This is a genomic window from Flavihumibacter solisilvae, from assembly GCF_000814475.1.
GTDB classification, from domain to species: Bacteria; Bacteroidota; Bacteroidia; order Chitinophagales; family Chitinophagaceae; genus Flavihumibacter; species Flavihumibacter solisilvae.
In genome coordinates this window covers 171,483-197,971 of sequence record NZ_JSVC01000008.1, presented here as the reverse complement: position 1 = coordinate 197,971, position 26,489 = coordinate 171,483, and the positions used below count along the sequence as shown (strand labels likewise).

Annotated in this window: 22 protein-coding genes; 5 read left to right on the top strand and 17 right to left on the bottom strand. The window is 46.5% G+C overall.

All coding sequences use genetic code 11. The features are described from left to right. Positions 1 to 86: 86 nt before the first annotated feature. A complete protein-coding gene (locus OI18_RS07990) occupies positions 87 to 416 on the top strand; it encodes an HU family DNA-binding protein (protein WP_476701404.1) in 330 nt (109 codons plus the stop codon). Between the two features lie 108 nt (positions 417 to 524). Beyond that, complete coding sequence (locus OI18_RS24170; RefSeq protein ID WP_072038973.1) at positions 525 to 644, top strand: 30S ribosomal protein THX; 120 nt, start codon at positions 525 to 527, stop codon at positions 642 to 644. A gap of 29 nt (positions 645 to 673) precedes the next feature. Here the strand turns inward: OI18_RS24170 and pdxH are convergent, their stop codons facing one another. From pdxH to pyrH, 3 genes are all read right to left on the bottom strand, one after another. Then, complete coding sequence (pdxH, locus tag OI18_RS07985; protein WP_039138733.1) at positions 674 to 1,321, bottom strand: pyridoxamine 5'-phosphate oxidase; 648 nt, start codon at positions 1,319 to 1,321, stop codon at positions 674 to 676. 102 nt (positions 1,322 to 1,423) lie between these two features. Continuing rightward, entirely contained in the window at positions 1,424 to 2,449 is a 1,026-nt protein-coding gene (locus tag OI18_RS07980) for a coiled-coil domain-containing protein (RefSeq protein WP_039138731.1), read from the bottom strand. A gap of 160 nt (positions 2,450 to 2,609) precedes the next feature. Further along, positions 2,610 to 3,335, bottom strand: coding sequence for a UMP kinase (gene pyrH, locus OI18_RS07975; protein ID WP_039138730.1), 726 nt, complete (start codon positions 3,333 to 3,335; stop codon positions 2,610 to 2,612). Positions 3,336 to 3,392: 57 nt separating this feature from the next. Between pyrH and OI18_RS07970 the strand changes: the two genes are divergently transcribed. Together OI18_RS07970 and OI18_RS07965 are read left to right on the top strand one after the other, a co-directional pair. Next, positions 3,393 to 4,196, top strand: coding sequence for an ABC transporter ATP-binding protein (locus OI18_RS07970; RefSeq protein WP_052272985.1), 804 nt, complete (start codon positions 3,393 to 3,395; stop codon positions 4,194 to 4,196). After that, positions 4,189 to 5,880 (top strand): hypothetical protein, encoded by a 1,692-nt coding sequence (locus OI18_RS07965; RefSeq protein WP_039138729.1) that lies wholly within the window; start codon positions 4,189 to 4,191, stop codon positions 5,878 to 5,880. The genes OI18_RS07970 and OI18_RS07965 overlap by 8 nt, the downstream gene beginning before the upstream one ends. An 88-nt stretch (positions 5,881 to 5,968) precedes the next feature. Here OI18_RS07965 and tsf read toward each other — a convergent pair whose 3' ends face one another. The 4 genes from tsf to rplM form a co-directional block, all read right to left on the bottom strand. Continuing rightward, positions 5,969 to 6,808, bottom strand: a complete 840-nt coding sequence (gene tsf / locus OI18_RS07960) for a translation elongation factor Ts (RefSeq protein ID WP_039138728.1) — start codon at positions 6,806 to 6,808, stop codon at positions 5,969 to 5,971. A 113-nt stretch (positions 6,809 to 6,921) separates the two neighbouring features. Then, complete coding sequence (gene rpsB / locus OI18_RS07955) at positions 6,922 to 7,782, bottom strand: 30S ribosomal protein S2 (RefSeq protein WP_039138727.1); 861 nt, start codon at positions 7,780 to 7,782, stop codon at positions 6,922 to 6,924. Between the two features lie 30 nt (positions 7,783 to 7,812). Continuing rightward, positions 7,813 to 8,202, bottom strand: coding sequence for a 30S ribosomal protein S9 (gene rpsI / locus OI18_RS07950; RefSeq protein WP_039138726.1), 390 nt, complete (start codon positions 8,200 to 8,202; stop codon positions 7,813 to 7,815). Positions 8,203 to 8,242: 40 nt separating this feature from the next. Beyond that, positions 8,243 to 8,686 (bottom strand): 50S ribosomal protein L13, encoded by a 444-nt coding sequence (gene rplM / locus OI18_RS07945; protein WP_039138724.1) that lies wholly within the window; start codon positions 8,684 to 8,686, stop codon positions 8,243 to 8,245. A gap of 173 nt (positions 8,687 to 8,859) precedes the next feature. Between rplM and OI18_RS07940 the strand changes: the two genes are divergently transcribed. Further along, positions 8,860 to 9,465 carry a hydrolase gene (locus tag OI18_RS07940; RefSeq protein WP_039138722.1) on the top strand — a complete coding sequence of 202 codons (606 nt, stop codon included), beginning with the start codon at positions 8,860 to 8,862 and terminating at the stop codon, positions 9,463 to 9,465. Between the two features lie 14 nt (positions 9,466 to 9,479). Here the strand turns inward: OI18_RS07940 and OI18_RS07935 are convergent, their stop codons facing one another. From OI18_RS07935 to OI18_RS07890, 10 genes are all read right to left on the bottom strand, one after another. Further along, on the bottom strand, positions 9,480 to 10,676 hold the full coding sequence (locus OI18_RS07935) for a DUF6786 family protein (RefSeq protein ID WP_039138810.1): 1,197 nt from the start codon (positions 10,674 to 10,676) through the stop codon (positions 9,480 to 9,482). An 11-nt stretch (positions 10,677 to 10,687) separates the two neighbouring features. Continuing rightward, positions 10,688 to 11,848 (bottom strand): glycoside hydrolase family 172 protein, encoded by a 1,161-nt coding sequence (locus tag OI18_RS07930; protein ID WP_039138720.1) that lies wholly within the window; start codon positions 11,846 to 11,848, stop codon positions 10,688 to 10,690. Between the two features lie 22 nt (positions 11,849 to 11,870). Then, a complete protein-coding gene (locus tag OI18_RS07925) occupies positions 11,871 to 13,250 on the bottom strand; it encodes a GTP-binding protein (protein ID WP_039138718.1) in 1,380 nt (459 codons plus the stop codon). Continuing rightward, positions 13,247 to 15,790, bottom strand: a complete 2,544-nt coding sequence (locus OI18_RS07920; RefSeq protein WP_039138716.1) for a GH116 family glycosyl hydrolase — start codon at positions 15,788 to 15,790, stop codon at positions 13,247 to 13,249. Before OI18_RS07920 ends, OI18_RS07925 begins: the two co-directional genes overlap by 4 nt. Before the next feature lie 173 nt (positions 15,791 to 15,963). Further along, the gene (locus OI18_RS07915) at positions 15,964 to 17,112 is read right to left on the bottom strand and encodes a SusE domain-containing protein (protein WP_039138714.1); all 1,149 of its coding nucleotides are present in this window, start codon (positions 17,110 to 17,112) and stop codon (positions 15,964 to 15,966) included. Between the two features lie 24 nt (positions 17,113 to 17,136). Further along, positions 17,137 to 17,961 carry a SusE domain-containing protein gene (locus tag OI18_RS07910; protein WP_039138713.1) on the bottom strand — a complete coding sequence of 275 codons (825 nt, stop codon included), beginning with the start codon at positions 17,959 to 17,961 and terminating at the stop codon, positions 17,137 to 17,139. 24 nt (positions 17,962 to 17,985) lie between these two features. After that, positions 17,986 to 19,587, bottom strand: a complete 1,602-nt coding sequence (locus OI18_RS07905; protein WP_039138710.1) for a RagB/SusD family nutrient uptake outer membrane protein — start codon at positions 19,585 to 19,587, stop codon at positions 17,986 to 17,988. An 18-nt stretch (positions 19,588 to 19,605) separates the two neighbouring features. Then, positions 19,606 to 22,569 carry a SusC/RagA family TonB-linked outer membrane protein gene (locus OI18_RS07900; protein WP_039138708.1) on the bottom strand — a complete coding sequence of 988 codons (2,964 nt, stop codon included), beginning with the start codon at positions 22,567 to 22,569 and terminating at the stop codon, positions 19,606 to 19,608. A gap of 218 nt (positions 22,570 to 22,787) precedes the next feature. Further along, positions 22,788 to 23,492, bottom strand: a complete 705-nt coding sequence (locus tag OI18_RS07895; protein WP_052272984.1) for an NUDIX hydrolase — start codon at positions 23,490 to 23,492, stop codon at positions 22,788 to 22,790. Between the two features lie 46 nt (positions 23,493 to 23,538). Beyond that, complete coding sequence (locus OI18_RS07890; RefSeq protein ID WP_039138707.1) at positions 23,539 to 26,436, bottom strand: DUF4961 domain-containing protein; 2,898 nt, start codon at positions 26,434 to 26,436, stop codon at positions 23,539 to 23,541. Positions 26,437 to 26,489 lie beyond the last annotated feature (53 nt).

Genomic DNA, 26,489 nt, shown 5'->3' with positions numbered 1-26,489 from the left:
AATATATATAATCAATTTCCTCTATAATGCTGATTTGGAGCGGGTTCCAGCACTTTCTAACAGTGTATTAAAAAAGGCAAAAAAAAATTTGTTGGAATCAAAAACCGTCTATATTTGTTCTGCTTAAAATTCTAAAATTTCACACTATGAACAAAGCTGAATTAATTGCAAAAATTGCCGATGACGCAGGTATTACCAAGACCCAGGCCAACGAAGCACTGGATTCATTCATCGAAGCGGTGACTAAAACGCTGAAAGGTGGAGGAAAGGTTACGCTGGTAGGTTTCGGTACTTTTTCAGTTTCTAAAAGAGCTGCACGTAATGGCCGCAACCCCCAAACCGGTGCTGTTATCAAGATTAAGGCTAAAAAAGTTGCCCGTTTCAAGGCAGGTAAAGAACTGTCTTCCAAATTATAACACTGCGCCCAAAGCATTTTAAGAAAGGTGTCCGGCAAATTAACATGCGTCGGGCACCTTCCTTATTTTTTGCCTATTTTTGCAGCTTCACATTAAAACATTACAACTATGGGTAGAGGTGATAAGAAAACCAAGAAAGGAAAGATCTTCAAAGGTTCTTTCGGAAAAAGCAGACCTGCAAGACCTGCAGCAGCCAAGAAAGCCGCAGCTAAGAAAACTTCTGCATAAGCAGTAGCTGAATGTAGACGGCTGGCTGATTATGGTGCCAGCCTTTCTATTTTCCAATCCCCATTATCTTCAAGGGTGTATTGGATCCGGTCATGCAGCCGGCTGGGCCTGCCCTGCCAGAATTCAATAGTGACCGGTTTTACGCGATAGCCACCCCAATGGAGGGGACGGGGTATATTCTTTCCCGAAAAGGCCACACTCAGTTCTATTTCCCTGGATTCAAGTGATTCCCTGTCTTTAATCACCTGGCTTTGTGGTGATGCCCATGCGCCTATGCGGCTGGTTTCCGGCCTGCTGTTGAAATAGGAATCGCTTTCCTCTTCAGATACCTTTCCGATCAGCCCGGTTATCCTCACCTGTCTTTCCAGTTCTTTCCAGAAAAACACGAGGCAGGCCCGTGGATTTTCTTCCAGTTGTTTTGCCTTGAAACTATTGTAATTCGTATAGAACACAAAGCCCTCGTCATTAAATCCTTTCAGCAGTACAATGCGTGCCGAGGGCAGTCCATCTGATGATGCGGTGGCAAGTGTCATGGCATTAACCTCATCAATCTTGCTGCTGACTGCTTCTGACCACCAGCGGTCAAACTGCCGGATAGGATTTTTGGCTACGTCATTTTCAGTAAGTGAGAGTTGCTGGTAATCTTTCCGGAGATCGGCAATGGAGGAAGTCAACATAGAAAAGCTTTGGTGCAAAGGTAACCAAAGTGAAGAGGTCAATAAGCGGGTTATTCACTTATTGACCTCTTCACTTATTGAATTATTCTGATTCGCCCCGGATCAAAGTGCGGGACCTTCTTTGTCTGGCGATGTCAGTTGTGTTGCTTTGGCGAGCAGTTGTTCTATTTCCGTAATTCTGCGCATCTGGCTGTGCAGTTTGTTGTGGTGTTCGGCAACATGTTGAAGGTCCTGGTTCAGTTCTTCCAGGTAGGCAACCTTTTTCTGGAATTGTGTACGTTGAAAATTTGATTCCCTCAGTTTGTCCTCAACATCAGCCAGGTTGCGGGTCAGTCGCTGGCTTTCGTCGAGCATCACGAGGTATTTCATTTTGAATTCGTCAAGTTCCTTGGTCACTTTGAAATATGCATCCTGCAGTTCGGCATAAGAACCACCTTCTTTCTGGCTGGTTGCAATATGCGCTTCCAGCTTGCTCATTTTTTCAAGGAGGGCATTGTAGTCAGCATATACCTTCTCCAGGCGGCTTTGCATTTCTTCACCGAGGCGGTTTTGCTGGCGAAGCGACCTGATGTCATTGTCTTTATCAACGAGCTGTACCCTGAGGTCGGTCATCTGCCGTGTAAGCAGTTCATTTGCCTGAACAAGTTCAAGATGTTTCTGTTCCATCTGCTTGAGCTGTTCTATCTGTGCAAGCAATTGCTGCATATGCTGATTGTGCTGAAGCATGTGCTGTTGAGCATCCTGCAACTGGCCGAGGTAATCAACAGTCTGTTTTGCCGGAGATACCATTTCAGCCTGCGATTCAAGTAATTCTTCACGTTCCTGGCGAACAGATTCAACTTCGAGTGAAAGGAAATTCTCATTGTCCCTCGATTGTTTGAGTTCATGCTCAAGCTTTCGAATCTTTTTTTCGAAATCTTCGGTGTCGTTGAAGTATTTGAGTTTCCATTCATCCGCTTCCTGGGCTGCGGCAGTTTCGTGTTCCTGCAGCATGTGCAGGCGTGCGCTCTTACGGGAAGTAATAAAGAGGTGAATAGCAAATCCAAGCGCAATGGCCCCAAGCTGGAAAATAATGATTTCGGCTATCCCCACGGAGATCCTTATTACCAATAAATTGAATAACATCATAAAGGTCGGAGTTTTCGGACTAAATCCGGTTCGGGGCTTCCAGAGGATCTTCAGACAGGGGATTAAAAAACCACCTCGATAAGGTGGTTTTTCTATGTGCAATGTAGGAAGCTTTGCCGAAATATGCAAGCGGGGTAAGGCTTTCGCGTAAAAGTACTCGTCAGCCCTGAACCAGCGTACCCACCCGTTCTCCCATTACGACCTTCATGAGGTTTCCTGGCTTGTTCATATCGAACACAATGATAGGGAGGCTGTTTTCCATGCATAGGGTGAATGCAGTCATGTCCATCACTTTCAGGTTTTTATTAATACATTCCCGGAAGGTGATGGTTTCGTATTTGGTAGCCGCCGCATCCTTTTCAGGATCAGCAGTATAAATGCCATCTACCCTGGTTCCTTTCAGGATTACATCCGCCTTGATTTCGATCGCCCGCAATGATCCTGCTGTGTCTGTGGTAAAGTAGGGGTTCCCTGTTCCGGCACCGAAAATAACCACGCGGTGTTTTTCGAGGTGACGGATTGCGCGGCGGCGGATATAAGGCTCTGCTATCTGTTCCATTTTGATCGCGCTTTGCAACCTCGTGAACACGCCTTCTTTTTCCAGGCCGGCTTGTAGTGCCATTCCATTAATAACCGTTGCCAGCATTCCCATGTAATCACCGTGTGCTCTTTCAATCCCGGTTTCTGCTTCATTCATGCCGCGGTAAATGTTACCACCGCCGATAACAAGTGCAACTTCAACACCTTCAGCTGCAACCGCCTTGATTTCCTTTGCATATTGTGCTATGATCGAATGGTTCAGCGGTTCATACCCGTTCTGTCCTCCCTCTCCCATCAGGGCCTCGCCTGATAATTTCAACAAAATTCTTTTGTACCTGGGTTGCATAGTCTGTTAGGTTTTCAATGTGGTGCAAAGAAAGGATATTTTTATCTTACAGGAATTATGGAAGCGATTATCCGCATGGAACACCTGTATAAATCGTATGGAGATAAACAGGTGCTGAGAGACATTAACCTGGAAGTGTATCCAGGACAGGTAATTGGTTATATCGGGCCGAATGGGGCAGGCAAAAGCACAACAGTAAAAATCCTGTGCGGACTACTTTCCGACTTCGAGGGAAGCGTGGTCGTAAAAGGATTCGACATGAAGCAGGACCCGCTTTCTATTAAGCGGATCATCGGTTATGTGCCGGAATTGTCCGATCTCTATGAAGTGCTTACCCCTGCAGAGTACCTTGAACTTATTGCCGGCTTGCACGAATTGCCCGCTGAAATTGCCAGCACCCGGATTCCGAAAATGCTGGCGGCATTCGGATTGGAAGGCCAGATTCACCAGCGGATGGATACTTTCAGTAAGGGAATGCGGCAAAAGGTTTTACTCATTTCCGGGTTGCTGCATAACCCCGATATCCTGATACTCGATGAACCGCTCAGCGGACTCGATGCAAACAGCGTCATTATTGTGAAGGAGTTGATCAGCAGGCTCGCTGCTGAAGGGAAGACAATCTTCTACTGCAGTCATATGATGGATGTTGTAGAAAAAGTGAGCGACCGGATCGTTCTCCTTAATGAAGGCACTATTGTGGCTGACGGAAGCTTTGAAAGTCTCAAGACAGAACTGGGCCAGGGAAGCCTGGAAAATATCTTTGCCCGACTGACGACACAGGGATTACACCACGACGCCGCATCTGACCTAGTATCCGCATTTGACCTTCCTTATATTTCAAGAACGGCAGAAGATGAATAAGATCAGTGCTGTACTATACAGGCTTGCGCTATTGCCTTCATCCGTTTATGAAAGGTTGGGAATCAATACAGCCCAGCTGTCGCTGATTCTCCGGTACAAACTAATAATGGATGACCGGTATCCGAATAGTTTCCAGCAGGCCCGGTCAGCGTCTCGTAAGAAGAACATTTCGAATGCGACATTCGGCACTATGATCATGGCTTTCCTGATGGGGTTGATCTACATCGTATTCTTTATTACCGGCAGGGATCTGCTGACCCACCTGACCTTCTTCTTTTCTGCATACCTGTTTATGCTGGCATCCATGCTGATCAGTGATTTTACGTCGGTATTGATCGATGTGAGGGATAACCAGATCATATTGCCGGCACCAGTAAATGACCGCACAGTTGTAACAGCAAAGTTGTTGCACATAATGGTACATCTGAGCCGGCTGGTTATCCCGATGTGCCTGCCTTCACTGGTAATGGTGTTTATTCAATATGGGGCATGGGATAGCATAGCTTTCCTGCTGCTTATCGTCCTGGCCAGCGTGCTTAGCATTTTCCTGATCAATTCACTGTACCTGCTGGTGCTCAAATTTACCACCCCGTCAAAGTTTAAATCATTTATTGCCTGGTTCCAGATCGGCTTTGCGGTTCTCTTGTACATGTCTTACCAACTTGTGCCCCGAATCGCCGATATGGAGGTGTTCCAGCAGTTTAGTATAACCGAAGTCCCATATGCTGTACTGCTTCCGTCTTACTGGTTTGCCGGTGCACAGTTATTCCTGACCGGCATCGACATGTTGCATACCTGGTACTGGTTCCTGCTGACCGTAGGTACCACGGTCTTCAGTACAATACTGGTGATACGGTGGCTTGCCCCGGCGTTCAACAGTAAGTTGTCATTGATCAGCGGAAGTGGCGGAGATGCTGATTCCGGCCAGGTAGCAGTCATAAGCAGGCGACGGAAGGGTATCGGCGACTGGTATGCTTCAATATTCACCACTGCTCCATTGGAGAAGGCTGCATTCTTATTCAGCTGGAAATGGACAGCCAGGAGCCGGGAATTCAAGCTGCGGGTGTATCCTACAATGGGGTATGTGGCGGTATGGATGGGACTTACGATTTTCCGTAAGATTGGAAATGTTGCAACGGATGATCCTTCTGTACAAAACCTGTCTGCATTTATCGCATTGCTATATTTCAGCGCATTTGTGTTGATAAATGCCATTTTCCAGGTGAACTATTCTGAACAGTACAGGGCGGCATGGATCTTTTTCAGTGCGCCGGTTGAAAAGCCCGGGCCCATTATTACAGGATCGTATAAAAGCATGCTCTGTAAATTCTACCTGCCTGCTGCAATAATACTGGCGGTTTTCGGCATGGCATGGTATGGTCCTGGGGTTATACCAAACCTTTTGCTCGGCCTTAGTAACGAATTGGTGATCTGCAGCCTGCTAGTAACGCTAGGTAAGAAAAAACTTCCAGCCTCCCTGCCATCGGCCAATAAGGTGCGGTCGGGTGCTTTTTTGCGCGGCTTCTTTATCCTGCTGATTTCCGGAACCGTGGCAGGGATTCATTTCCTGTTACACCGGTTTACCGCTGTAGTTCTTTTGCTTTTCGTTCTCTCGGTTATTGCGAACTGGTTGCTGCTCAACCAGCTTAGGGAAACAAAATGGGCGGAGGTAAAAGTTGAATAGTGTGTAAACGGTCAGCCTAATGGAAATAAAAAAAGCGACCCGAAGGTCACCTTTTTTTTACTTTATCCGGATAACATTAAAATGTTGATTATCCTAATGCAACGCGTTTGAACGCAGTGATTTTCAATTCTGGGCTAACGCTCTTCAGGTAGTCTGCAACGCTAACGCCGGCATCCTTTACGAAAGCCTGTGCGAGCAGTGTATTTTCTTTGAAGAAGGCATTCAGCTTACCGCCAGCGATCTTTTCAATCATCTCGGCAGGCTTACCAGCCATTTTAGGATCAGCAGCAACCTGGTCAGTGATAATTGCCTTTTCACGGGCAACGACATCAGCAGGAACTGCATCAGCATCAACTGCAACAGGGTTCATAGCAGCGATCTGCATGGCTACGTCTTTACCTGCGTCAGCAGCTTCGGTTGTCATACCTACCAATACACCCATACGGTTTGCACCGTGGATATAAGAAGCAACGTAAGGAGCATCGATACGCTCGAATTTGGAGATACCGATCTTTTCACCGATAGAAGCGAGCTTGTCGTTAACCAGGTCAGCGATTTTAGCGCCGTTGATGGTAACGTTGTTCAGTTCATCTACGTTGTTAACGTTGTTTGCGATGGCTGCATCAATGATGCTTGTAGCGAAGGCAACAAAGTCAGCGTTCTTGCTAACAAAGTCTGTTTCACAGCTAACGCAAAGAGCGATACCGGTTTTGTTATCAGCTGTTGTCTTTGCGAGAACAACACCTTCTTTTGCTTCACGGTCGCTGCGCAGGGCTGCAACTTTCGCACCTTTCTTACGCAACCAGTCGATAGCTGCTTCGAAATCGCCATTGTTCTCAGTGAGTGCTTTACGGCAATCCATCATCCCTGCACCAGTTGCCTGGCGGAGTTTATTGATGTCTGCAGCTGTTATAGTAACGGTAGACATTTTTACAAATTAAAAAGTGAAAATAAATAACTCAAATAGGTACATGTGAATAGATGAATAAGTCAACAGGTGAAACGGGAACCATTCACTTATTGACTTATTCACTTATTGACTTATCTTGCTCCGGTTCTTTTCGGGCTGTTGGGAACGCGACGCTTTGGTGCATTGCCACCGCGTGAACGACCGCCACGACCTGCTTCAGCCTGGGCTTCAGCTTCGAGACGAGCTGCGCGCTTTTCGTTCTCATCGCTGCTTTCTTCAACGTCCTCATCTTTTGCGGCCTGCCTTTCAGCAAGACCTTCTGCGATAGCTGCAGTGATGTATTCGATGATGATTGCGATACTCTTTGTAGCATCGTCGTTAGCGGGGATTGGGAAATCAACCTTGTTCGGATCGCAGTTTGTATCTACCATACCGAATGTAGTGATGCCGAGACGCTTGGCTTCTGCCAGGGCGATGTGCTCATGACCGATATCAATGATGAAGAGGGCAGCAGGAACACGACCCAGCTGGGCGATACCGCCGAGTACTTTTTCCATTTTCTCCTTATCACGTGTCAGTGTCAGGCGCTCTTTCTTGGTAATGTTGTCGAAAGTACCGTCATTCAGCATTTTATCGATGCTCTGCATTTTCTTCACGCTCTTACGAACGGTGTTGAAGTTGGTGAGCATACCACCCAGCCAGCGTTCAGTAACGTATGGCATATTCACACGCTGCGCACACTGAGTTGCAATTTCTTTAGCCTGCTTCTTGGTACCAACGAACATGATTTTCTTACCGCTGCGTGCGATCTGCTTCAGTGCTGCTGAAGCTTCCTGCAGGCTCTCGGTAGTCTTGTTCAGGTCAATGATATGGATACCCTTCTTCTCTGCGAAGATATAGGGAAGCATTTTGGGGTTCCACTTCTTCTTAAGGTGACCAAAGTGTACGCCAGCCTCAAGCAATTGTTGTTGTAAAGAAGTATTGTTTTCCATTATAATCTTATTAGTTGTAGTAGTGTAAGGTTAACGTTTGCTGAACTGGAAGCTTCTGCGTGCTTTCTTGCGGCCTGGCTTCTTACGCTCAACACCACGTGGGTCACGATGAAGGAATCCTGCTGCTTTCAATACCGGGCGGTAGTCAGCATTTACTTCGAGCAATGCACGGGCAATCCCAAGCTTTGCAGCTTCTGCCTGGCCTTTTACACCACCACCTGTTGCGTTGATTACCACATCGAACTTATCGATAGCTTCAATCGCTTTCAACGGGGCTTCCACCTGGTTCTGCAGGTAAACCAGCGGGAAATACACTTTGTAGTCTTTTTCGTTTACAGTGATCTTGCCATCGCCCTTGCTGAGGAACACGCGTGTCACAGCTTCTTTACGACGACCTAAACCATTTTTTTGCTTTTCCATTTATTTGGAATTAGATCCCTGACGGGAGTGAAGTTTTTAATTAGAATTTCAGTTCTTTCGGTTGCTGTGCAGTGTGCGGATGCTTGCCATCAGCATAAACAAAAAGTTTCTTATACATTTTGCGACCGAGACGGTTTTTCGGAAGCATACCTTTAACAGCACGCTCAATAATCACTTCCGGACGACGCTTCAGCAGGTCCTTTGCCACTTCTTCTTTCAAACCGCCGGGATAACCCGTGAAGTGGTCGTAAACTTTCTGCTCAAGTTTGTTACCGGTGAACTGGATCTTGTCAGCATTGATCACGATAACGAAATCGCCACAATCAACGTGGGGGGTGAAATACGCTTTGTTCTTACCACGAAGTATGGCCGCGATTTTGGCGCACATACGACCTACGGTTTGATTGGTACCATCTACAACGTACCAGTTACGCTGCACGGTAGCCTCGTTCGCATGCTTGGTGGTGAAATGCAATTTGCTCATTTAACTTAATTTAGTCCGCCACCGCCAACCCGGTGACTGGAATGATGAAATAATTCGGAGCGCAAAGGTAGCGGAGACGCTGCCTTAATTCCAAGCAAATACCGGACTATTTTTAAAGCACTGTTTGTAACTGACTGATTTTCAATAAATATTTTTACATCAAAATTTCAGTGATGGCAATTCTAAGCCTCGGTCGTACAGATTTCGGCAATCCTGTGAATACAGGAAACACTCTTTCTGAGGAAGAAACTCTCGGGATTCTCAACGAATGGGTGCCCAATGAACGGCTCCGTTTACACATGCTGCAGGTCGGGGCTGTAATGAAAGCCTGGGCATTGGAACAGGAGGATCTGCCGCCTGACGAAGCACAAAAATGGTGGGTAGCGGGTGTACTTCACGACGCCGACTGGGAAAAATACCCCGACAGTCACTGCCGGATGATCATCGAAGAACTGGAAAAGCGGGAAATAGACCCGGCGATCATCCGTACAATCGCCTGTCACGGACCCCGGTATTTTGGCGTAGAACCGGAAACCAGCATGGAAAAAATGATCTATGTGTTTGACGAACTGTCCGGCTTTATACATGCGGCAGCACTTATCCGGCCTACCAGGTATGAAGGCATGGATGTGAAGTCAGTAATGAAGAAACTGAAAACTCCGTCTTTTGCGGCACAGGTAGACAGAACAGATATCGAGGACGCACTGTCACGGATCGGGACGCCATTGGAAGAGATAATCTCGTTTATCATTGAAAAACAAAAGGATGTGAAAATTTAAGTTGCGATCGGGGGTTATTGAAAAACCTTTTGAATATCATCAAGAGAGACCCCCAAGATTTTTTGTGCGATTATATTCAATTGCCCCGGGGCTCCCTGGAAGTGATATACATTATGATCATGGACAATTGACGCACCGGGCTTCAATTCTGCCGCCGGCGATACACTTTCTATCTCATAAAAGGGGCCCAGTTGTCCGCCATTGGCCAGTGGGCCATCGTTGTAAGCATTCATTGCATCGCCGCTGAAAACCGGCCTTTCCGTGTTCCATTCCTGGTTTAGATAACGAGCCGTGTTATCAATGTCGAAGATGGTGATAGTCAGCACATGGTTAATAGCATCGTAGCTGCCTGCTTTAGGCAGGACATACGGAGGAAGAATCCCTAATTTACCCCTGCTTTTTCCATCGGCTTTGAAGAAAAGCGTGTTACCGGTCATTTTAATGCGATCGGCAGGGATCTCACCAAAATAGCCGGTGGTGGCCACTTTCACTGTGTCGGCAGCAGGTTTATATGGAATGACAACTGTAGTAGCAGGCGAGGGATTGAACATGTCAAGGATCCAGATGCAGGGCATGCCCGTTTGTTCAGTCCATCCGGTTCCGCCCGTGTTGGTCAGTTGATTGGAAGTGGAATAACCTACAAAGCTGATAGAATCACCAAGTTGTAGCTGCAGGTTATTTTCAATTTCAGTTTTAGAAAGGATGGTAACGGTCCTGTTTATCTGAAGATCGAGTTTGTTGCCGGTATAATTGGTGACCTGCATTTGTTTCTTCAGGGTTACCGACCTGTCACCTTTTGATGCGAGATCCCAGCTCTCCGTATCGATTGCTGCAGGCGTTTTCCAGTTATTGAAAATCATTGTATCACCTGGCCGGAAGAAGACCGAATATTTACCGCCTTCCGGACCCAGCCAAAGCCTGTTCTCACCACCGTATGCATTCATATGTGAATCCTCAGGGGCGGTAAAGGCTTTGTAATTGATCCAGCCAAAACTCCTCCCCCCTTTACCATCGGCGGAAGAAGTGAATACTTTGCCCTGGTATTTAGGGGAAACCAGCACGCCTGCTTTCCCGGCTTTTAACTCAACCAGGCTGCTATCGTGCCGTAAAAGGAAATTATAGTCGTAAGCAAAGCTGCCTTCAGTTGGTTGTTCACTACAGGCAACAGTCATTATTGTTCCAACAAGAAGTGATATTGATGATTTTTTCATGCATGCATACATTAATTAACTTCCAGCAGGTCCCTGCCATTCAGCTTGGGGTAGCCAGTATGTGGTTCGCGCTGATACCAGTATGCAACGGTGATAATGTCGGACTGCTGGGGGAGGTAACGGCCACCATGTCGCCAGCCGAGGTCCTGGATCGTTACTTTAAGATCGCCATCGAAACGAATGGGGTCCATGATGTGCCAGCGATACATTCCGAAACGTTGTTGTGAGCGGTAAACGCCGTCAGGACGAATAACCTGGTGCAGCCCTGCATAGGCAGTTGAAAATTCCTGGTATTGCCTTGTCACCTTATTCTCAAAATTGTAGGAACCACAGAAATAGTCTTCTGTACCGGTACCTACTATTGTAGCATAGTCTTTGTCCCCATCCATGAAGAACTTGATCTCCCCTTCGCCCCACCAGCCGTTATTGTTCACTCCCACGCCCATATAGGTTCCCACGTAATGTCCTTTGCCTTTGATGCCATCAATTATTGTATGTTCCGCACCTTTGGTCGGGTTGGACCGACGATATTGCGCATGAAAATATGCTTCATCATCGCCCACTTCTGTAAGAGTGTAATTGATCTGGTAGTAAAGGCTCATCCTTTCGGTTGGATTTACATTTTCCATCGTAACACGACACTTTTTACGGAAGGGCATTTTCCAGTAGCAGTTGAATGCACTGCCAGGATTCACAGTAACTGCAAGCGAATTGAGCGGAGCGAATTCATTCCATCCCATTCCAAAAAATGCACCAACAGGTGCTTCAATTGACGGAGACTTTTCATCGTCCCAATAAAACCGGATAATCGAAAAATTCCAGTTTCCGGTTGGTGTCATCCAGATCTGCTGAATAGCGCCAGGACCTTCCATTTCAGCAATCGTAATTGTTTCTCCTGGTTCAATAAGGATGAATGGATTCACTTTCCAGCCTTTCCCGAGATCACGTGCGGCATTACTTGCATTTGCCACATTTCGCTTATCCTTTTCCCTGGGATCAGCCATACCACCCTGCCCTTTACCACCACTGAAGTTCTCCGGACTTATCGAACGGGTTTTTGCATCTGAGAGACGCGACAGGTTGGAAAGATTCATGTCAAGTCCATTGAACTTCTGTTGTGAAAAAGCTGCAATACAAAAAAACAAACTGGCAAACAATAGTATATTCTTCATTACGTGGGGATTGTTATTTCGTTTATGCTATTCTTTGAACAGGTACCGGGTATCCCGGTTTGAACAATGCAGCATGTTTTATTATTACTTGTACCTCATTTCCTGCTGACAGGTTACTGATAGCATCACGGACGATTTCGTCGAGATCTTCAGGTTCTGCTTCTACCCTCGCATTAATCAGTATGGACGCACTCATAACCCCAGGTTCCTGCGTATCAGTCACATCCTTATTGCTGGCTGCAGTAAAACCCAGTTTGTCGGTTCCGTTAATCCAGAACTTCAGGTGACCTATGGGCATTTCTTTTGCTTTGATCCTGGCTACTATGTCGCCTGCAAGCTCACGGGCCATGATATTTGCCATACCGGTTTGGGATTCTATAATCAGTTCTTTATCAAGCCAGGCCATTTTCGCTTCTCCCGCGGCATAACGGTCATAGTCAAGTTCAAGTGACGGCAGCCTTAGAGAAGTCTTTTGTTTTTCCAGCCATGAAAGCCAGGCACTTGTTCCATTGTCAACCAGGCTGTTCTGTTCAAGAATTGTTTTGTCCGGATAAGCCGATTGGAGGTATTGCCTTACTTCCTTTAATTCGTTTTCGTGTAAGAGGTCAATTTTGTTCAGGACGATCACGAAGGCTTCTTCAAGTTGTTTATGATAGATATACCCGACATCGTCCGCATAAATTTGACCACCGCGAATAAGGTTCAGCAACAATCGGGCATCGGCAAAGGATGTTACAGTAACAACAGCCCCTGGAAGGGAATTCAACAATGGCTTCATTACCGTTGCCACAATATCTGTACAGGAACCAACTGCCTCAGCAAATACTATTGACCGTTCGGAAGCTCTGGTCATAATGCCCGCGATCATTCCCTCGAGTGTCGTATAGTTGCAACAATAACAACCACCGCTGATCTGTAATGCCTGAATTCCTTTGCTGCAAAAAAAATGGGTATCAACCAGCAGGCGACCCTGGTCGTTCGTTATAACGATGGGCTCTGATCCGTTAGCCTGTAATGATTTGCAAGCCTGGTAAATAGCCGTAGTCTTTCCACTTCCGAGAAAACCGCTAACCAGGTGTACTACCAGTTGGCTTTCTGTATTTCCATGCCCGGGCAGATGATGCCCTGCTACCATTTCTGCTGATGTGGCGGGCCGGACAGAATCTATCACCACATCGAAAAAGATCTTTTTCCCCAGGGGGTTTTCCGATTCAGCCAGGAACACACGCCGGGAATCACCGGCAGAAAGTCCGCATAGCTGTTCCTGTAGCGCCCGCATGATCAAATCGCCGCCGTGGAAGTAGCATACCGGCGGAGCATCAAATCCTGCTTCCAGCAGCTGACCGGATTCATCATACATGTTAAACCGGATGCCTACGATCATCTTGACGCCTACTGTCATGCAGGTATAATCTTTGAGTCTACAATGAATTTCCTTACAGGGATCTTGCCGGAGACGACGTTCAAGGCGGGACGTCCGTCTTTAAGTTTAACTGTTCCGAAACCTCCGGCAGTAGAAAGGAAGCAAGTAAAATCTCCAAACTGCGAATGCATATATAAACTTTGAGCAACAGCATCGTAACGCAAACCTGTGAGTGCCTGCAGAAGGCTATAACTGGACATCGCCCGCGCATACCAATGACCGCATTCATATTCGTTGAATGGATTCCTTACCCTTCCATCATATCGTTTTCTGCATTCGCGGACAATTGAAAGTCCCTCATCCTGTTTGCCCATCATCACCAGGTGCGCGGCAACCTGGTATTCGATGCCGGTCCATACTTCGTCACTGTAAACAAAAGGAAGTGAAAGTTCGCCACCTTTCGGCCATGTACATAATAACAAACCGCCTTCGTTACCGAGAGCATATGCGGGGCGCTGTGGGTTATCATGAGTACTTAGATCAACTTTGAAATTATTTTGATGCACCGATAGCAGATGGCTGGTTACCTGGCTTCGATTAAATACTTCCGGCAAACCGCAAACCTGCGCCATCCATGCGCCAAGAATACCATCACTCAGGCATCCCGTTCCATACTGATATTTCGGCCCTTCTTTCTTCAGTAATTCAACTGCCTCCCGGGAATATTCGCCACCGAAAGACTGTGCCTTCGCGGGATCAGGTGCATTGAGTCCATCCACTTTTATTTGTTGATAATAATATTCGCCATTAAACAATTCTTTTTCCAGGTAAGCTTTCCCTTTCTGAAGGAGTATGGCATATTGCTTATGATCTTTTTTAAGGAAGACTGACATTTCCACCATGGCATGCAAGGCGCCAAGGTAGAAGCTGGTACACATTCCATCCGGGCCCCAGAACTCAATGTCATATGTATTATGATGGGGTTCTTCGACGATACCCTTTCCACGGGGATCCCAGGTTTTTATAGAGTAGTCCATGCTCGCTTTCACCCTGGGGTAGATCCTTTGCAGCCAGTTAACGTCACCACTGATGCGCCAGTCGCGGTAAACCTTCATTATACCGCCGAGCTGACCATCTGCTGCAGCATGGAATTCGTGTTTTACGACTGTAATTGGCAGGTTAGCCCGGAAGCCCTGGTGTCCCGTCATGTCCTGGTTCTCACCGAATTCGGTTTCACGCAGGCTTCTTTCCAAAGCAGGAAACAGATGTGGTATTGCCTGGGCGTAGTTCCAGACATGTGTACAGGATCCATGGCAGCAACCACCCTCGTCGCCACAACCTTCCCAACTCCACAACCTGCCGTCCGTCTGTCTCATTACTGTCGGGGATTTGAGAATTGTCAGGTTGGCGGCAACGGCTTCCATTACTTCGGGAGGTAAAGTGCTTGCATAAAATGCCTCGGAAAATGACCTGCTTCCTGACTTGAGTTCATGGTAGTTGTTTTGCCAGTAACTTATTAGTTCATTAATATCCTTAAATCTTCCTGCGTACCAGGGTTTGTAAAACAATTTTTCTGAAACGCTCTTCTCACCAATCTGGAGATCAGATTCCGGTGTAAACCAGGCAAAGCACAGGCGGATACTACGTTTTTCACCTGGCAGAAGTTTGAAACGGACAAACAGGGAAGCCCCCGGGGCGTCTTTGTCAACCGGAGGATTTTCAACTATGCCTGCCTGTTTAACAGTGTTCCATGCCATAGTCAAAGGATCCCACCATCCGCCACGAAACCAGCAATGGTCAGTCCTGGTATCCGGTTCATTCGTGAAGACGGCAAAATCCGTATTCTCCTGTGGCTTGCCTGCGTTTTCGTTTTTAAGTATAAAACCGTTTGTTGCAGCGCGAACCGAGTTGGTTGCTTTATCGGTGGCAAGAAAGTTTTTGGAATTGAAGGAAAAGACGGCGTCCTGTACATCGGGGCTATTGTTGTGGAACGTATACTCGAAAGCGCCAACTGGAAGTGATGATGCATCTGCATCGCCCGGGATAATAGGACTCCAGCCGATGATGGTGACTGAAAGGGGGAACTGATGGTCAGAGAGCTCAACCTTTCCGAATGGGAATTCCGTTTTAAAACTCGCTTCCCCGAATCGTGGCAAGCCGAAGGTAGTGCCAGCGGCTCCGTTGCCGGTTCCTCGTTGCCCAAAGAATTTCCATTCAGGCACAGGTCCTTCCAGCACTTTTGCGCGGGGGTTGTCACCTTTGATTGACACTGCGGCAAACATTCCCGGCTCATGAAATATTTCCGGCCGGTGCCTGATGCTCATGTGTGAAATAGCACCTGTTCCTTCCATGCAGAACATTCCTGCACCAATACCCCCGATTGGAAAAGCAAGCCTGGTGAGAAATTTACCGGAATAAGTGCCATTAAATGAGTGGGTCTCCTGATCAATGGGGGCACGATCTGCATTGCCTGCATTTTCATGTAATTCGCCCTGACCAATCGAACCCGGAACGGTGACAGCGCCCAGGCCGCCCAATGTTATATTTTTCAGGAATGAGCGGCGTTGATTCTTGCTCATACAAACATTGTTTTTTGGCACAAGTGATATTCAATATTATTAAATATCAGCTTAACCGTTTATGTTTAGCGGCAGAATTTTTATTTCAACTAAAAAGGGTCGCCCGATCCGGGCAACCCTTTCTAACTAATGATGCAATTTTTGAAAACTAACGGAAAAGGAAGTGCAGTTGATTATTGTTTTGTCACAATGAACCTGCTGGTGGCAAAATTGACGTTGATCTTATAAGTTCCATCTGCAGAAGGGCCAGGAAAATTCTGGCTTAGATCATAGCCGAATTTTCCACCTTCCGCGAGGCCGGTTAATGTATTGTCATCAACTGAATACTTGTGGCTCCAGTCGCCGTTCACAGGGAGGAACAGGTATTGTTTCCCACCAAATAAAGGCAGCGTAATTTCCCATTCAACAGAATTGATCCGGGTGAACTGTTGACCAGGAACAGGAACCGGGTTTCCCCAGTCGCCGGCCGTCGCATTTCCAACGATGTACAGGTTTGTTGGAAGATTATTTTCAGAATATGGAGTTACACTGAACTTACCAGTCTGGAAATTCACCACGATCTTATACATTCCATCGTTGGCAGGGCCAGGGAAATTGCCTGGTTTGTTATATCCGAAATCGCCACCGCTGCTCAGCCCTGGAATACTGTTGTCTTCCACGGAATACTTATTATCCCAACTACCGTTTACGGGAAGAATGAGATATTGCTTGCTACCGGTCAGGTGAAACACGCCTTCGAATGTTGTTTCATCGAGTCGCGAAAACTCCTGTGAAGGAGCGGGAACCGGGTTACTCCAGCCCCCATCAGAGGCGTCACCGACCAGGAAGAGTTTACCGGATGAAGGCAGTTCAACACGTGGCGGTATTTTGTAGGGAGTCATCTTCATAGCAATGACATTGGACATTTTTTTATCATTGTTATTACTGTAGGAAGATGTTATCCGTACTTCCATGTCATATGGCTTACCGAATTCAAAACCAAATCCAAGCAGGATTTCATTGATCTCTTTGGAGAGATAAGTTGAACTTAAGGCGCCTGTAACCACCCGTTTTGATGCATTGGAAAAATTTCTGCCTGCAGAGTCGATCTCTATCACATACTTAATACTGGATGAATCTGATGCGTAGGCAGGATATGACCACGTAAATGTAACCGCGGGCTCAAGTGAATCAGCCGGAGCCGGTGCAATTGCACTTACCGATGTAGCGAGCGCGGGGGCGTTGCCGCTTTCATATTCCGGCAGGTCGTTTACTTTGTCGCAGCCAGTAGCGAACAATACTGCCAGCAACACAACAAAAGAATATTTTAAAATGAATTTCATTTTCTGTTGTTGAATGGATGAGGATTATTGTTTCACTACAGTGAACTTTCCACGTTGGAAGTCAACGGTAATCTTATAGTTACCAGCAGCATCAGGGCCAGGGATATCCTTGGCCTGTTCTGCACCAAAGTCACCGCCCGATTGAATGCCTGCGGCTTTGTCATCTTTCACATTGTATTTCGCCCACTCACCGTTTCGGGGAATGAATAGGTATGCGCCGCCTCCTTTAAGATTTACCGTGATCTCGTAAATCGTTTCACTAACCTGTGTGAACTGCTGTGAAGGAACCGGAACGGGATTTGACCAATCGCCCTGGGTCGCACTGCCGACAATATAGAGTGTTCCGGACGAGGGGGGTGTCACCTTGGGCGGGATAGAATATGGCGTAGCGGTCAACTGCATTACATTTGAAAACAAGGTGGCCGCTGACACTGCAATATTCGCTTTGACCCTGATTTCGATATTGTGTTGCATAGCTGGTTTCAGTTGCAGCGAGTTTAGCAGGATATCGTTGAAATCGCCGATCGTAAATGATTTGCTAAGGTCCTTGCTGATGGAAACAGAATGTTTAACGGGATTGGTAAAATTCGCTCCCACCGTATCGATCTCAATGACGTAGCTGACATCATGAGAGCTGACCCCGGTCGTGAACTGGTAGTCCGGATTGGTCCAGTTCAGTGTAAACGCCTCCATTGCTGAATTGTTGAAGGACAACTCAGGTGCATTGTCCGTGATAGCAAGCACCGGCGCCGTGCCACCTTCAAAATTGATCCTGTTCTCATCTTTTTCGCATGACCACATTGTGGCAGCAAACAAAAAGAGTACGCATATTTTATAAAGCATTTTCATAACTGTGTGCTTTTTTTAAATTGATTAGTAACCTGCATTCTGGTCGAGGTTAGGGTTGGCTGTTCGATTTGCGGAAGGAACCGGGAAGAGTTTATATTTGTCATCCACTGCTGTACCGGATGAAACACCACCTTTCCATGGCCACAGATAAGACGCAGAGGTAAACTTGCCAAAGCGGATGAGATCTGTACGCCTGTGTCCTTCCCAATATAATTCGCGACCCCGCTCGTCAAGGATAGTCTGCAGGTTCAGGTCCCCACCGTTCAGCTTACCGACATCACCGGTTCCAAAACTTCCGCCGTATGCCCTGTAACGAAGCTGGTTCAGGTAGTCAAGTGCAGTTGAAGCATCACCTCCACCACCACGTATATGCGCTTCGGCATAGATGAGCAACATTTCTGCCAGGCGGAATATGGGAAAGTCTATGTCTACGAAATCACGCTTTGGATCATTTACGGGTTTGCCGTCTGAGCGGATATTGATAAACTTCCGCACATGAATACCTTCAGCAAATGCGCTTACGGTTGTGATTTCAGGATTACCGAGATTAGTGAACAGCGCGCGTTGATCAGAATTTCCTGATTTATCTGCAAAAAGGTTTGCAAATGCCTCAGTGGTACGGTATCCTGACCAGCCACCTGCGACCCCGTATTCATCGTGGTCATCACCGCAAGCTGCATGCACCAGGAAAGTTGTATTACCATAACTCTGGATCCTGGCACCATCGCAGGCTATAACATAAATGAATTCATTCTTGGCCTGGTCGTTATCGGCCATAAATACCTGCCGGTAATCAGGGTGCAGGGAATAACCCGCATCAATAACTTTCTTAGCGTAAGTAAGGGCGTCCGCATAACGGGGAGTTCCGGTATATGTTTCGGCATTCAGGTAGAGCCTTGCAAGCAATGCCCAGGCTGCCGCACGGTCAACGCGTGAATACTCCATAGATCTCGCTGCAGCCAGATCATTCTCTATAGCCTTCAATTCTGTTTCAATGAATGCGAACAGTTCGGGGCGTTCGATTTGCCTCGGTAGGTCTGACCCAATCTTATCCTCTTCGGTTACAAAGGTTGATTTACCAAACAGATCCAGCATTGCCCAGTAGTTGAAGGCTCGCAGGAAACGTACTTCAGCACGGGTTCCCCTGATCTCTTCCGCATCCGAACCGGTTATCCCGCGACCTGCGACCTTTTCATCAGTAGACTCCCGCAGGTACTCATTTGAAATCGTGATGTTGTAAATTGGACGTGCATACATTCCCAGGAGGAACGGATCGGCACTTGTCCACCGCATGTTGTGAAAATCATGGATCGTCTGGTCATTCCAGGTCACAATTGCCTCATCTGTAGGCAGCTCCTGGCAGTTGAAGAATCCACGAATGAAAGGGGACTGTGAGCCTTCATCAAGTCCTTGTATATCGGAGGCACCTGAAGGACCCTGGTTACCTGTAGTAGCCATACCACCGTAGATCTTGGCCAAAACAGCTTTGTATCCCGCTGCTGTTGAATAGGTGGTTTCAGGTGTCAGATCATTCGGTGGAAACAGGTCAAGCTTCTTGGCACATGATGTTACCATTGCAGCTGCAACCATCACTATTGAAAGTTTTTTTACAATCATATTTTTCATACTGCAAACAATTGTTGATTAGAAATCGAGGTTCACACCAAGTGAATAAATGCGCGGACGAGGATAGATCGTATTATCTATACCATCGTTTGCAAGCTCAGGATCAAGTCCTGTGTATTTTGTAACCACAAATACATTCTGAATGCTTGCAGCAAGACGCAGATTGGCTTTCCCTTCCAGCACACGTCCAACTGTGTAACCGAGGTTAATGTTGTCAAGACGGAAGAAAGAACCATTCTCGATGTAATAATCAGAGTTATACTGGTTGTTGAAGAATTTGGTGTCGAAGTAGCTGGCTGTTGTGTTCTGAACAAAGCCAATCGGATTCTGAACATTCCTGAAAGTCGCGCGTTCACTGTTTACGTTGTTGTACAAATAGTTTCCGGCCATTCCGTGTGCAGCGATTCCGAAGCTGAACTTCTTATAACTTACCTGTGTATTGATACCAAACAGAAAGTCAGGTGAGCCATATTTATAGATGCGCTTGTCGAGAGGATCAATTTTTCCATCACGGTTGATATCCTCATACAGACCTTCAATCGGTAAACCTGAAGCCTGGTCATATACCTGCTGATATGCATAGAAGGATTTTGGACGGTAGCCAACTGCGTCGATCTGGATTTTATTTCCCGTACCACCGCCTATACCACCGGTTTCATTCCCGATAAAATTCGGGTCCTCCTGTTTTTGCAACCGAGTTATTTCTGATTCCTGCAATGCCAGGTTGAATCCAAAATCCCATTGCCAATCATTCTTCCTGACAGGAGTGGTATTGATCACCAGTTCGATGCCTTCGTTCTCAATATTTCCTACGTTGGTAATTAGCAGGTTGGTGAAATTAGAACCGGGAGGAGGCGTTATCGCCGCGAGCAGATCGTGTGTCTTCTTCTTATACACATCTACCGATCCGGAGATACGATTGTCCAGGAAACCGAAATCGAGGCCAAGGTTCACTGTTTCAGTAGTTTCCCATTTCAAATTGGGATCGTATCCGGCCGGGCGCAAATAAGTATAATATGTGTTGCCGAACTGATACTGGGCTGTTTGGGAACTGGTGGAATAGCGTGGCAGGTAACCATAATAATCGCCGATATCCTGCTGACCGGTAACTCCCCAACTACCACGCAGCTTCAGGTCGCTGATTACATTGCTGCCCTGGAAGAACTCGTGATTCAATCGCCATGCAAGTGCCACTGCCGGGAAATAACCTATGCGGTTTTCTTCACTGAATCGCGAACTCGCATCGCGACGGATAGATGCGGTTAACAGGTATTTGTCTGCAAAAGTGTAGTTTAACCGTGCGAGGTAAGATTCAAGACGGTAGCGCGCCGGGCTAACCTCATTAGTGGGTTTTGAATCTTCGATGCGTACACCGTTCTGGCCGTATGAGTAATAATTTTTGTTGTAAGTATAAAAATCCTGGTAACTGTGGCCCGCCAGCACATCAAACTTACTGCGAAGGTTATCGAGCTCTTTTGTATAGAACATGGAAAAATCTGCCAGTGTGTTCCGCTTTACCTGTTCATAATGTGTGAATCGTCCTGCAGTCTTATAGTTAGTAGCGCTAACCGAATCTATATTATCGTTACCGGCACCTTCATTATATTCGATACCCAGGTTTAGCAATACATGAAGGTCAGGTAAGAAATGAAGTTTGTAATCTGCCTGCACATTGCCAATGAAACGAAACACATTTGAATTGTTGTTCCGCAACTGTAGAAGGGCGAGAGGATTTCTCGTTGCGAGATCGACAGGCTTCTCATTGGCCTGGAGCCACTCATAAAAACCGCCAAACTTGTTTTCCGCATACACAGGCTGTGTGGGATCAAAAGTGACTGCCGAGCCAATCGCCCCTTCATCTGCAAACCTGTTGGAAGTATGGGCAGTTTTTGCTGCAACGTTGAGGATTAAATGATCTTTAAACAATTTAGGATTCAGGTTCAGCGAGGAAGAGAAGCGATCGAACTCATTCGTACGCAGAGTTCCCTCCTGATTGAGATAACCGATTGACAACCGGTAAGGTAATTTTTTGGCAAGTGAACCAGCCACACTTAAGTTATTATCAAACCCGACTGCCGTCTGGAAAATCTCATCCTGCCAGTCCGTATTTGCCGTTCCAAGCATATTCTGATAATCGGCAGTTCCCTGTTTTCCAAGCAAGTCGCGCAGTTCATCGCCCGTCAGCACATCCACTTTACCAGTGAGCACTCCGGCAGAGAGTGTCGTATTAAAGTTGAATTTTGGTTTTCCTGTGCTACCTTTTTTTGTCGTGATAATGATTACTCCATTGGAAGCCCTGGACCCGTATAGAGCGGTAGCAGAAGCATCTTTCAAAACACTCATCGATTCAATATCATTTGGATTAATTGTGTTCAGGATATTAGAGGAACCTGCAATACCGCCGGCATCTGTTGGAACTCCATCGATAACGATAAGCGGATCATTGCTGCTGTTCAGTGAGGCGCCGCTCCTGATCCGGATTTTGCTTCCTCCACCCGCAGCTCCACCTCCAGTAGTTACCTGCAAGCCAGCCACTTTACCCTGAAGCAATTGTTCGGGTGAGTTGTTTACTCCTTTTTGAAAATCCTTTGCGGATACGGCGACGACTGACCCAGTCAGGTCTGCCTTTTTCCTGGTGCCATAAGCCACTACCACCACTTCACCCAATGCTGCATTGTCTGGCGCAAGGGTAATGTTGTAATTCACTGCCTGGGCAATGACAATTTCCTGTTTGGCAAATCCAATTGAAGAAATTATCAGCGTTTTCGCTGATTCGGGCAATGTAATTGTGAAGTTTCCATCGGAACCGGACTGCGCACCGGATCGGGAACCTTTCACCATCACAGTTGCACCGGATACGGGATGACCGTCCCTGTCAGTAATCTTTCCCGAGATAGTTTTGGTTTGTGCAGAAATGCCCTGCTGCAATGCTAAGTGGAATAGCAATGGCAAGGCAATCATAAGCAAGCGTTTCGCGGACATAATCAATAATTGTAGCGTTTATAATGAAAGAAAAATTCGGCTGATGACTATGTGTACTAATTACATATTAACGATGTGTAAAAAGTACACAATTATATGTACTTTTTCGAAGGTTGTTAATTTTTTTTAAAAAAAATTTTGAGGGATAAGTTGAGGGGGGCAGTTCGGCCCTGAAAGACTGATTCTAAACTAAAGGAAGCAGTAAGAACATGATAAGATCAGGAGACCTTTTTTGGCTTCCGCCCGAATTTTGCCTGGTTGAATTTATAGAGTTTTCCCGGGCGATGGGGCACATCCTGCTCGAGTTCGTCGAGGTCCACGAGCCAATCCATCATAAAGAATTTCTTCCTGAAATTCCTCCTGTCGAGTTTGATATTCAGAATGGATTCGTACAGGCTTTGCAGTTCCCGAAGGGAAAATTTTTTGGGAAGAAGGTTAAAAACCACGGGATGATCCGCTACTTTCTCACGCAACCGCTCCAGGCAGGTGCTGAGGATCTCCTTATGATCGAATGCCATTTCGGAGATGTCATTCACAGGGTGCCAATGGAGTTCATTATCTGAAAGTTTCAGTTGGTGATCCTTAATATTAACCAGTGAAAAATTGGCGATCGTAATTACTCTTCCGGCAGGGTGCCGGTTTACTTTACCGAAGGTCTGGACCTGTTCCAGGTAAACATCGTCCAAACCGGTTCTTTCCTTAAGGATCCGGTAAGACGCACCTTCGAGATCCTCGTCCGGCCTTACAAGGTCACCGAGTAAGGACCACTTCCCCTTATATTCCTTGATGTTACACTTGATCACCAGCACTTTCAGCTCATCGTCTTCGAATCCGAATATTACACAGTCAACTGAAAGGGCAATGCGGAAATAGTCTTTATCACTTAATTCACCTAAATGACTGAACCGGGAAATTTGCTTCATATGGTCTTTCTGAGGTTTACGTCTGGTCCAAAAATAATATGAAAGTTCAGGGCAACATAAGTTTGATGACTTTTCTTTTTCCATTTGACTGCATATGGAGTAAATACAAGCCACTTTGTACTGATAAAGGCAACACAGAATTCAGCTTTTGCCGGTACTGGCCGGGAGCCTTTGTTCCTACCCGTGTTTCCTGTAAAACTCTGCCATTCAAATCCATGAGGCGGAAGCCGACAGCACTGGTTTCAGAAACGGTGTAATGTATGATGCTGGCGGATCCCACGGGATTTGGATAGACATTTACCTGCAAGTTATTGTCGTTAACAACTTCATTTACCGCTGTAGGTATGGTACCATTAAGATTCCTATTCAGAAAAAGGCGGTAGCTGCCAGCCGGCAGTGTAATCGACTGTGCGCCACCGGTAGCCGACAGCAGTTCGCCGGAAAAGAGATCGAACCAGACACCTGGCTTTGGAAACGTCACTGTGCCGTTGGAGCTATTCAGACCGAAGTTACCCACAGCCATCAAAGCAGACGTATCAGTTGTGACACTTAACCATTTAATGCCTCCCGAAAGGTCATAAGACGTTGTTCCACCGATGAACAGGTTGTGGTAATATGGGTTCGTCCTCAGGTTAATCATAGCCTTATATACATTTCGCAATGTTATTCTGTTTGCCATGGAATAATAATCCCACCGGATCGGTTTTAAGTCAGTACGGCAGTTGTTGTTCACTGTTCCGTTGCTACACTGATTAATGGAGTAGTCGTATCCCAGTTCACCAAATTGCCAGATAAGTTTAGGTCCGGGTATTGCGAGCAAAAACGTGGCTGCCATGCCGTTCCTGCGCAGGGCTGTGTTCTCGTCCCGGATATTATAACCAGACCCGCTAAGTCCTTCTGTCTCGCACCTGTACATGGATCTTTCCTCATCATGACTTTCCATATAGCTGATAAGATGTGGCCTTTGCCAGTTTCGGGCATTATACAGGCCCCCTGAAAAATTTGAATTAGTCACCTGGCCTTTTGTTGCCTCGGTAAACTGGTAGTTCATATTTCCCCATAGTAACATGCCATAATCTGCAAGTTCAGCTTCCTCATTATTCACACCAAGATGTTCAAGGATGACATAACAACCAGGTTCTTTTTTTTGCAGCGTATCGTAATATGATTTCCAGATCGCCACGCGGCTGGCATCATAAGCACTCCAGGCATTCACATCACAATTTCCACCATTGTCATCGCATGTTTTTTTCTGTGTGAAACCTTTTGACAGGTCAAAACGGAACCCATCGAGCCGGTACTCAGAAAGCCAGAAGCTGCATACATTTTTGAAGAATCGTTTCGTGTCAATGCTCTCATGGTTCATATCATAACCGACATTGAAGGCATGTCGCGCAACTGGATTGAACCATGGATTACCGGGAGCCGGACGATTTTGCGACCCATCGAAATACAGTTGAACCATTGGGGACTGACCGAAAGAATGATTCAGTACCATATCCATGATTACCGCTATTCCATTTTTGTGACATTCGTCGATGAAGGCCTTCAACGTATTCTTTGTTCCATAGTATTTATCCGGAGCGAAATAGTAGGAAGGGTTATATCCCCAGCTAAGATTCCCTTCAAATTCATTGAAAGGCATGAGGTGAAGAGCGTTCACACCAAGCGACTTAAAATAACCTATGGAATCCTTAAGGGTTTTCCAGTCATGTTTTTCAATAAAGTCACGCACCAGTACTTCATAGATAATCAGGCTTCTCTTATCCGGCCGCTGAAACTGGTTAACCTGCCAACTATATGGCGCCTGATCCGTCTGCAGTACACTCACAATTCCAGTAGTCTTGCCGGTAGGATACGCGATGAGGTCGGGATATGTTGATGACGAAATGAAAGGATCATTTACCGGGTCCAGGATCTTTTCACAATACGGATCACCAATTTTCATTGAACCGTCAATGAGGTACTGGTAAGCATATTCCTTTCCAGGATCTAATGCCGTAAGCTTCAACCAGAAATATTTTCCATCCGGGCTACGGTTCATCTGGTAGGCTGTTGTTTCCGTCCAGTTATTAAAATCACCCAAAACATTCACCCTGGTTTTGCCAGGCGCAAACAATACAAGTGTAGCTGCATCACTTCCCTCGTAATTAATACCTTCCCTGACACCTGGAGGCAAGGGTTGCACTGTGACAGGCGCGGCCACGAAAAACTTCAAGGTATCGCCGATAGTCAGGCCATTCGCCTCAGAGCTTGCGATGAGCACATTTTCACCCGGCATTGTAATCGTCGCATCAACAGAAATGCCTGTACTGTCAGCCTCCTCCCTGATTACCGTTCCATTCAGCTTCACCTGCATCAATCCACTTTTACTTGCCTCTGCCCGGAAACCGATATAGTCGCCAGGGGATACGGCGGGCGGGAAAAAATGCGGTTGGTAACGCGGCTCAGAGATTGGGCTGATAATTTTTACCGCATGGGTACCGGATGGGTAAACGTTCCAGTAAATATTCCCCTGGTCAACAGAAAGATCTGAGGCTTTACCTTCAAGTACATTTCCTGAAGGGTTATAACTTCTGAAAACAAATGCCATTTTCCTTATGGCTTCGCCTGCCGGTACCTGGTAAAAGTTTCGGATACCATTGATGGTAAAACTGTACCGGTTGCCTCCAAGGGAAGTCAGGCGATGGGCTGCGTTATTGGAGTTCCAGCTGGTTGGCACATATTTCCAGTCACCTGCAACGGTGCTCTGGCTGGTGATGACACCGGTATGCACGTAAACGTCACCGTTATAATCAAAGAGTCCCCTGTTTCCAAGCGAAGCATCAAAAACAATAGTAACTACATCATCATCATCCGGAAAAGCGGGGCTAACTTTGATCAGCTGGGCAGACAGGCAGAAATACAATAAAGTGCCGGTTACCAGCAGCAGAAATTTTCTCATGGCAGTTCAATCCTATAATGTGTTAAAAATACACAATTGAACCAATTGTCCAA

Coding starts and splice junctions, on each gene's coding strand:
- OI18_RS24170 (WP_072038973.1), top strand. CDS start 525: ATGGGTAGAGGTGATAAGAAAACCAAGAAAGGAAAGATCTTCAAAGGT.
- pdxH (WP_039138733.1), bottom strand. CDS start 1,321: ATGTTGACTTCCTCCATTGCCGATCTCCGGAAAGATTACCAGCAACTC.
- OI18_RS07980 (WP_039138731.1), bottom strand. CDS start 2,449: ATGATGTTATTCAATTTATTGGTAATAAGGATCTCCGTGGGGATAGCC.
- pyrH (WP_039138730.1), bottom strand. CDS start 3,335: ATGCAACCCAGGTACAAAAGAATTTTGTTGAAATTATCAGGCGAGGCC.
- OI18_RS07970 (WP_052272985.1), top strand. CDS start 3,393: ATGGAAGCGATTATCCGCATGGAACACCTGTATAAATCGTATGGAGAT.
- OI18_RS07965 (WP_039138729.1), top strand. CDS start 4,189: ATGAATAAGATCAGTGCTGTACTATACAGGCTTGCGCTATTGCCTTCA.
- tsf (WP_039138728.1), bottom strand. CDS start 6,808: ATGTCTACCGTTACTATAACAGCTGCAGACATCAATAAACTCCGCCAG.
- rpsB (WP_039138727.1), bottom strand. CDS start 7,782: ATGGAAAACAATACTTCTTTACAACAACAATTGCTTGAGGCTGGCGTA.
- rpsI (WP_039138726.1), bottom strand. CDS start 8,202: ATGGAAAAGCAAAAAAATGGTTTAGGTCGTCGTAAAGAAGCTGTGACA.
- rplM (WP_039138724.1), bottom strand. CDS start 8,686: ATGAGCAAATTGCATTTCACCACCAAGCATGCGAACGAGGCTACCGTG.
- OI18_RS07940 (WP_039138722.1), top strand. CDS start 8,860: ATGGCAATTCTAAGCCTCGGTCGTACAGATTTCGGCAATCCTGTGAAT.
- OI18_RS07935 (WP_039138810.1), bottom strand. CDS start 10,676: ATGAAAAAATCATCAATATCACTTCTTGTTGGAACAATAATGACTGTT.
- OI18_RS07930 (WP_039138720.1), bottom strand. CDS start 11,848: ATGAAGAATATACTATTGTTTGCCAGTTTGTTTTTTTGTATTGCAGCT.
- OI18_RS07925 (WP_039138718.1), bottom strand. CDS start 13,250: ATGACAGTAGGCGTCAAGATGATCGTAGGCATCCGGTTTAACATGTAT.
- OI18_RS07920 (WP_039138716.1), bottom strand. CDS start 15,790: ATGAGCAAGAATCAACGCCGCTCATTCCTGAAAAATATAACATTGGGC.
- OI18_RS07915 (WP_039138714.1), bottom strand. CDS start 17,112: ATGAAATTCATTTTAAAATATTCTTTTGTTGTGTTGCTGGCAGTATTG.
- OI18_RS07910 (WP_039138713.1), bottom strand. CDS start 17,961: ATGAAAATGCTTTATAAAATATGCGTACTCTTTTTGTTTGCTGCCACA.
- OI18_RS07905 (WP_039138710.1), bottom strand. CDS start 19,587: ATGAAAAATATGATTGTAAAAAAACTTTCAATAGTGATGGTTGCAGCT.
- OI18_RS07900 (WP_039138708.1), bottom strand. CDS start 22,569: ATGTCCGCGAAACGCTTGCTTATGATTGCCTTGCCATTGCTATTCCAC.
- OI18_RS07895 (WP_052272984.1), bottom strand. CDS start 23,492: ATGAAGCAAATTTCCCGGTTCAGTCATTTAGGTGAATTAAGTGATAAA.
- OI18_RS07890 (WP_039138707.1), bottom strand. CDS start 26,436: ATGAGAAAATTTCTGCTGCTGGTAACCGGCACTTTATTGTATTTCTGC.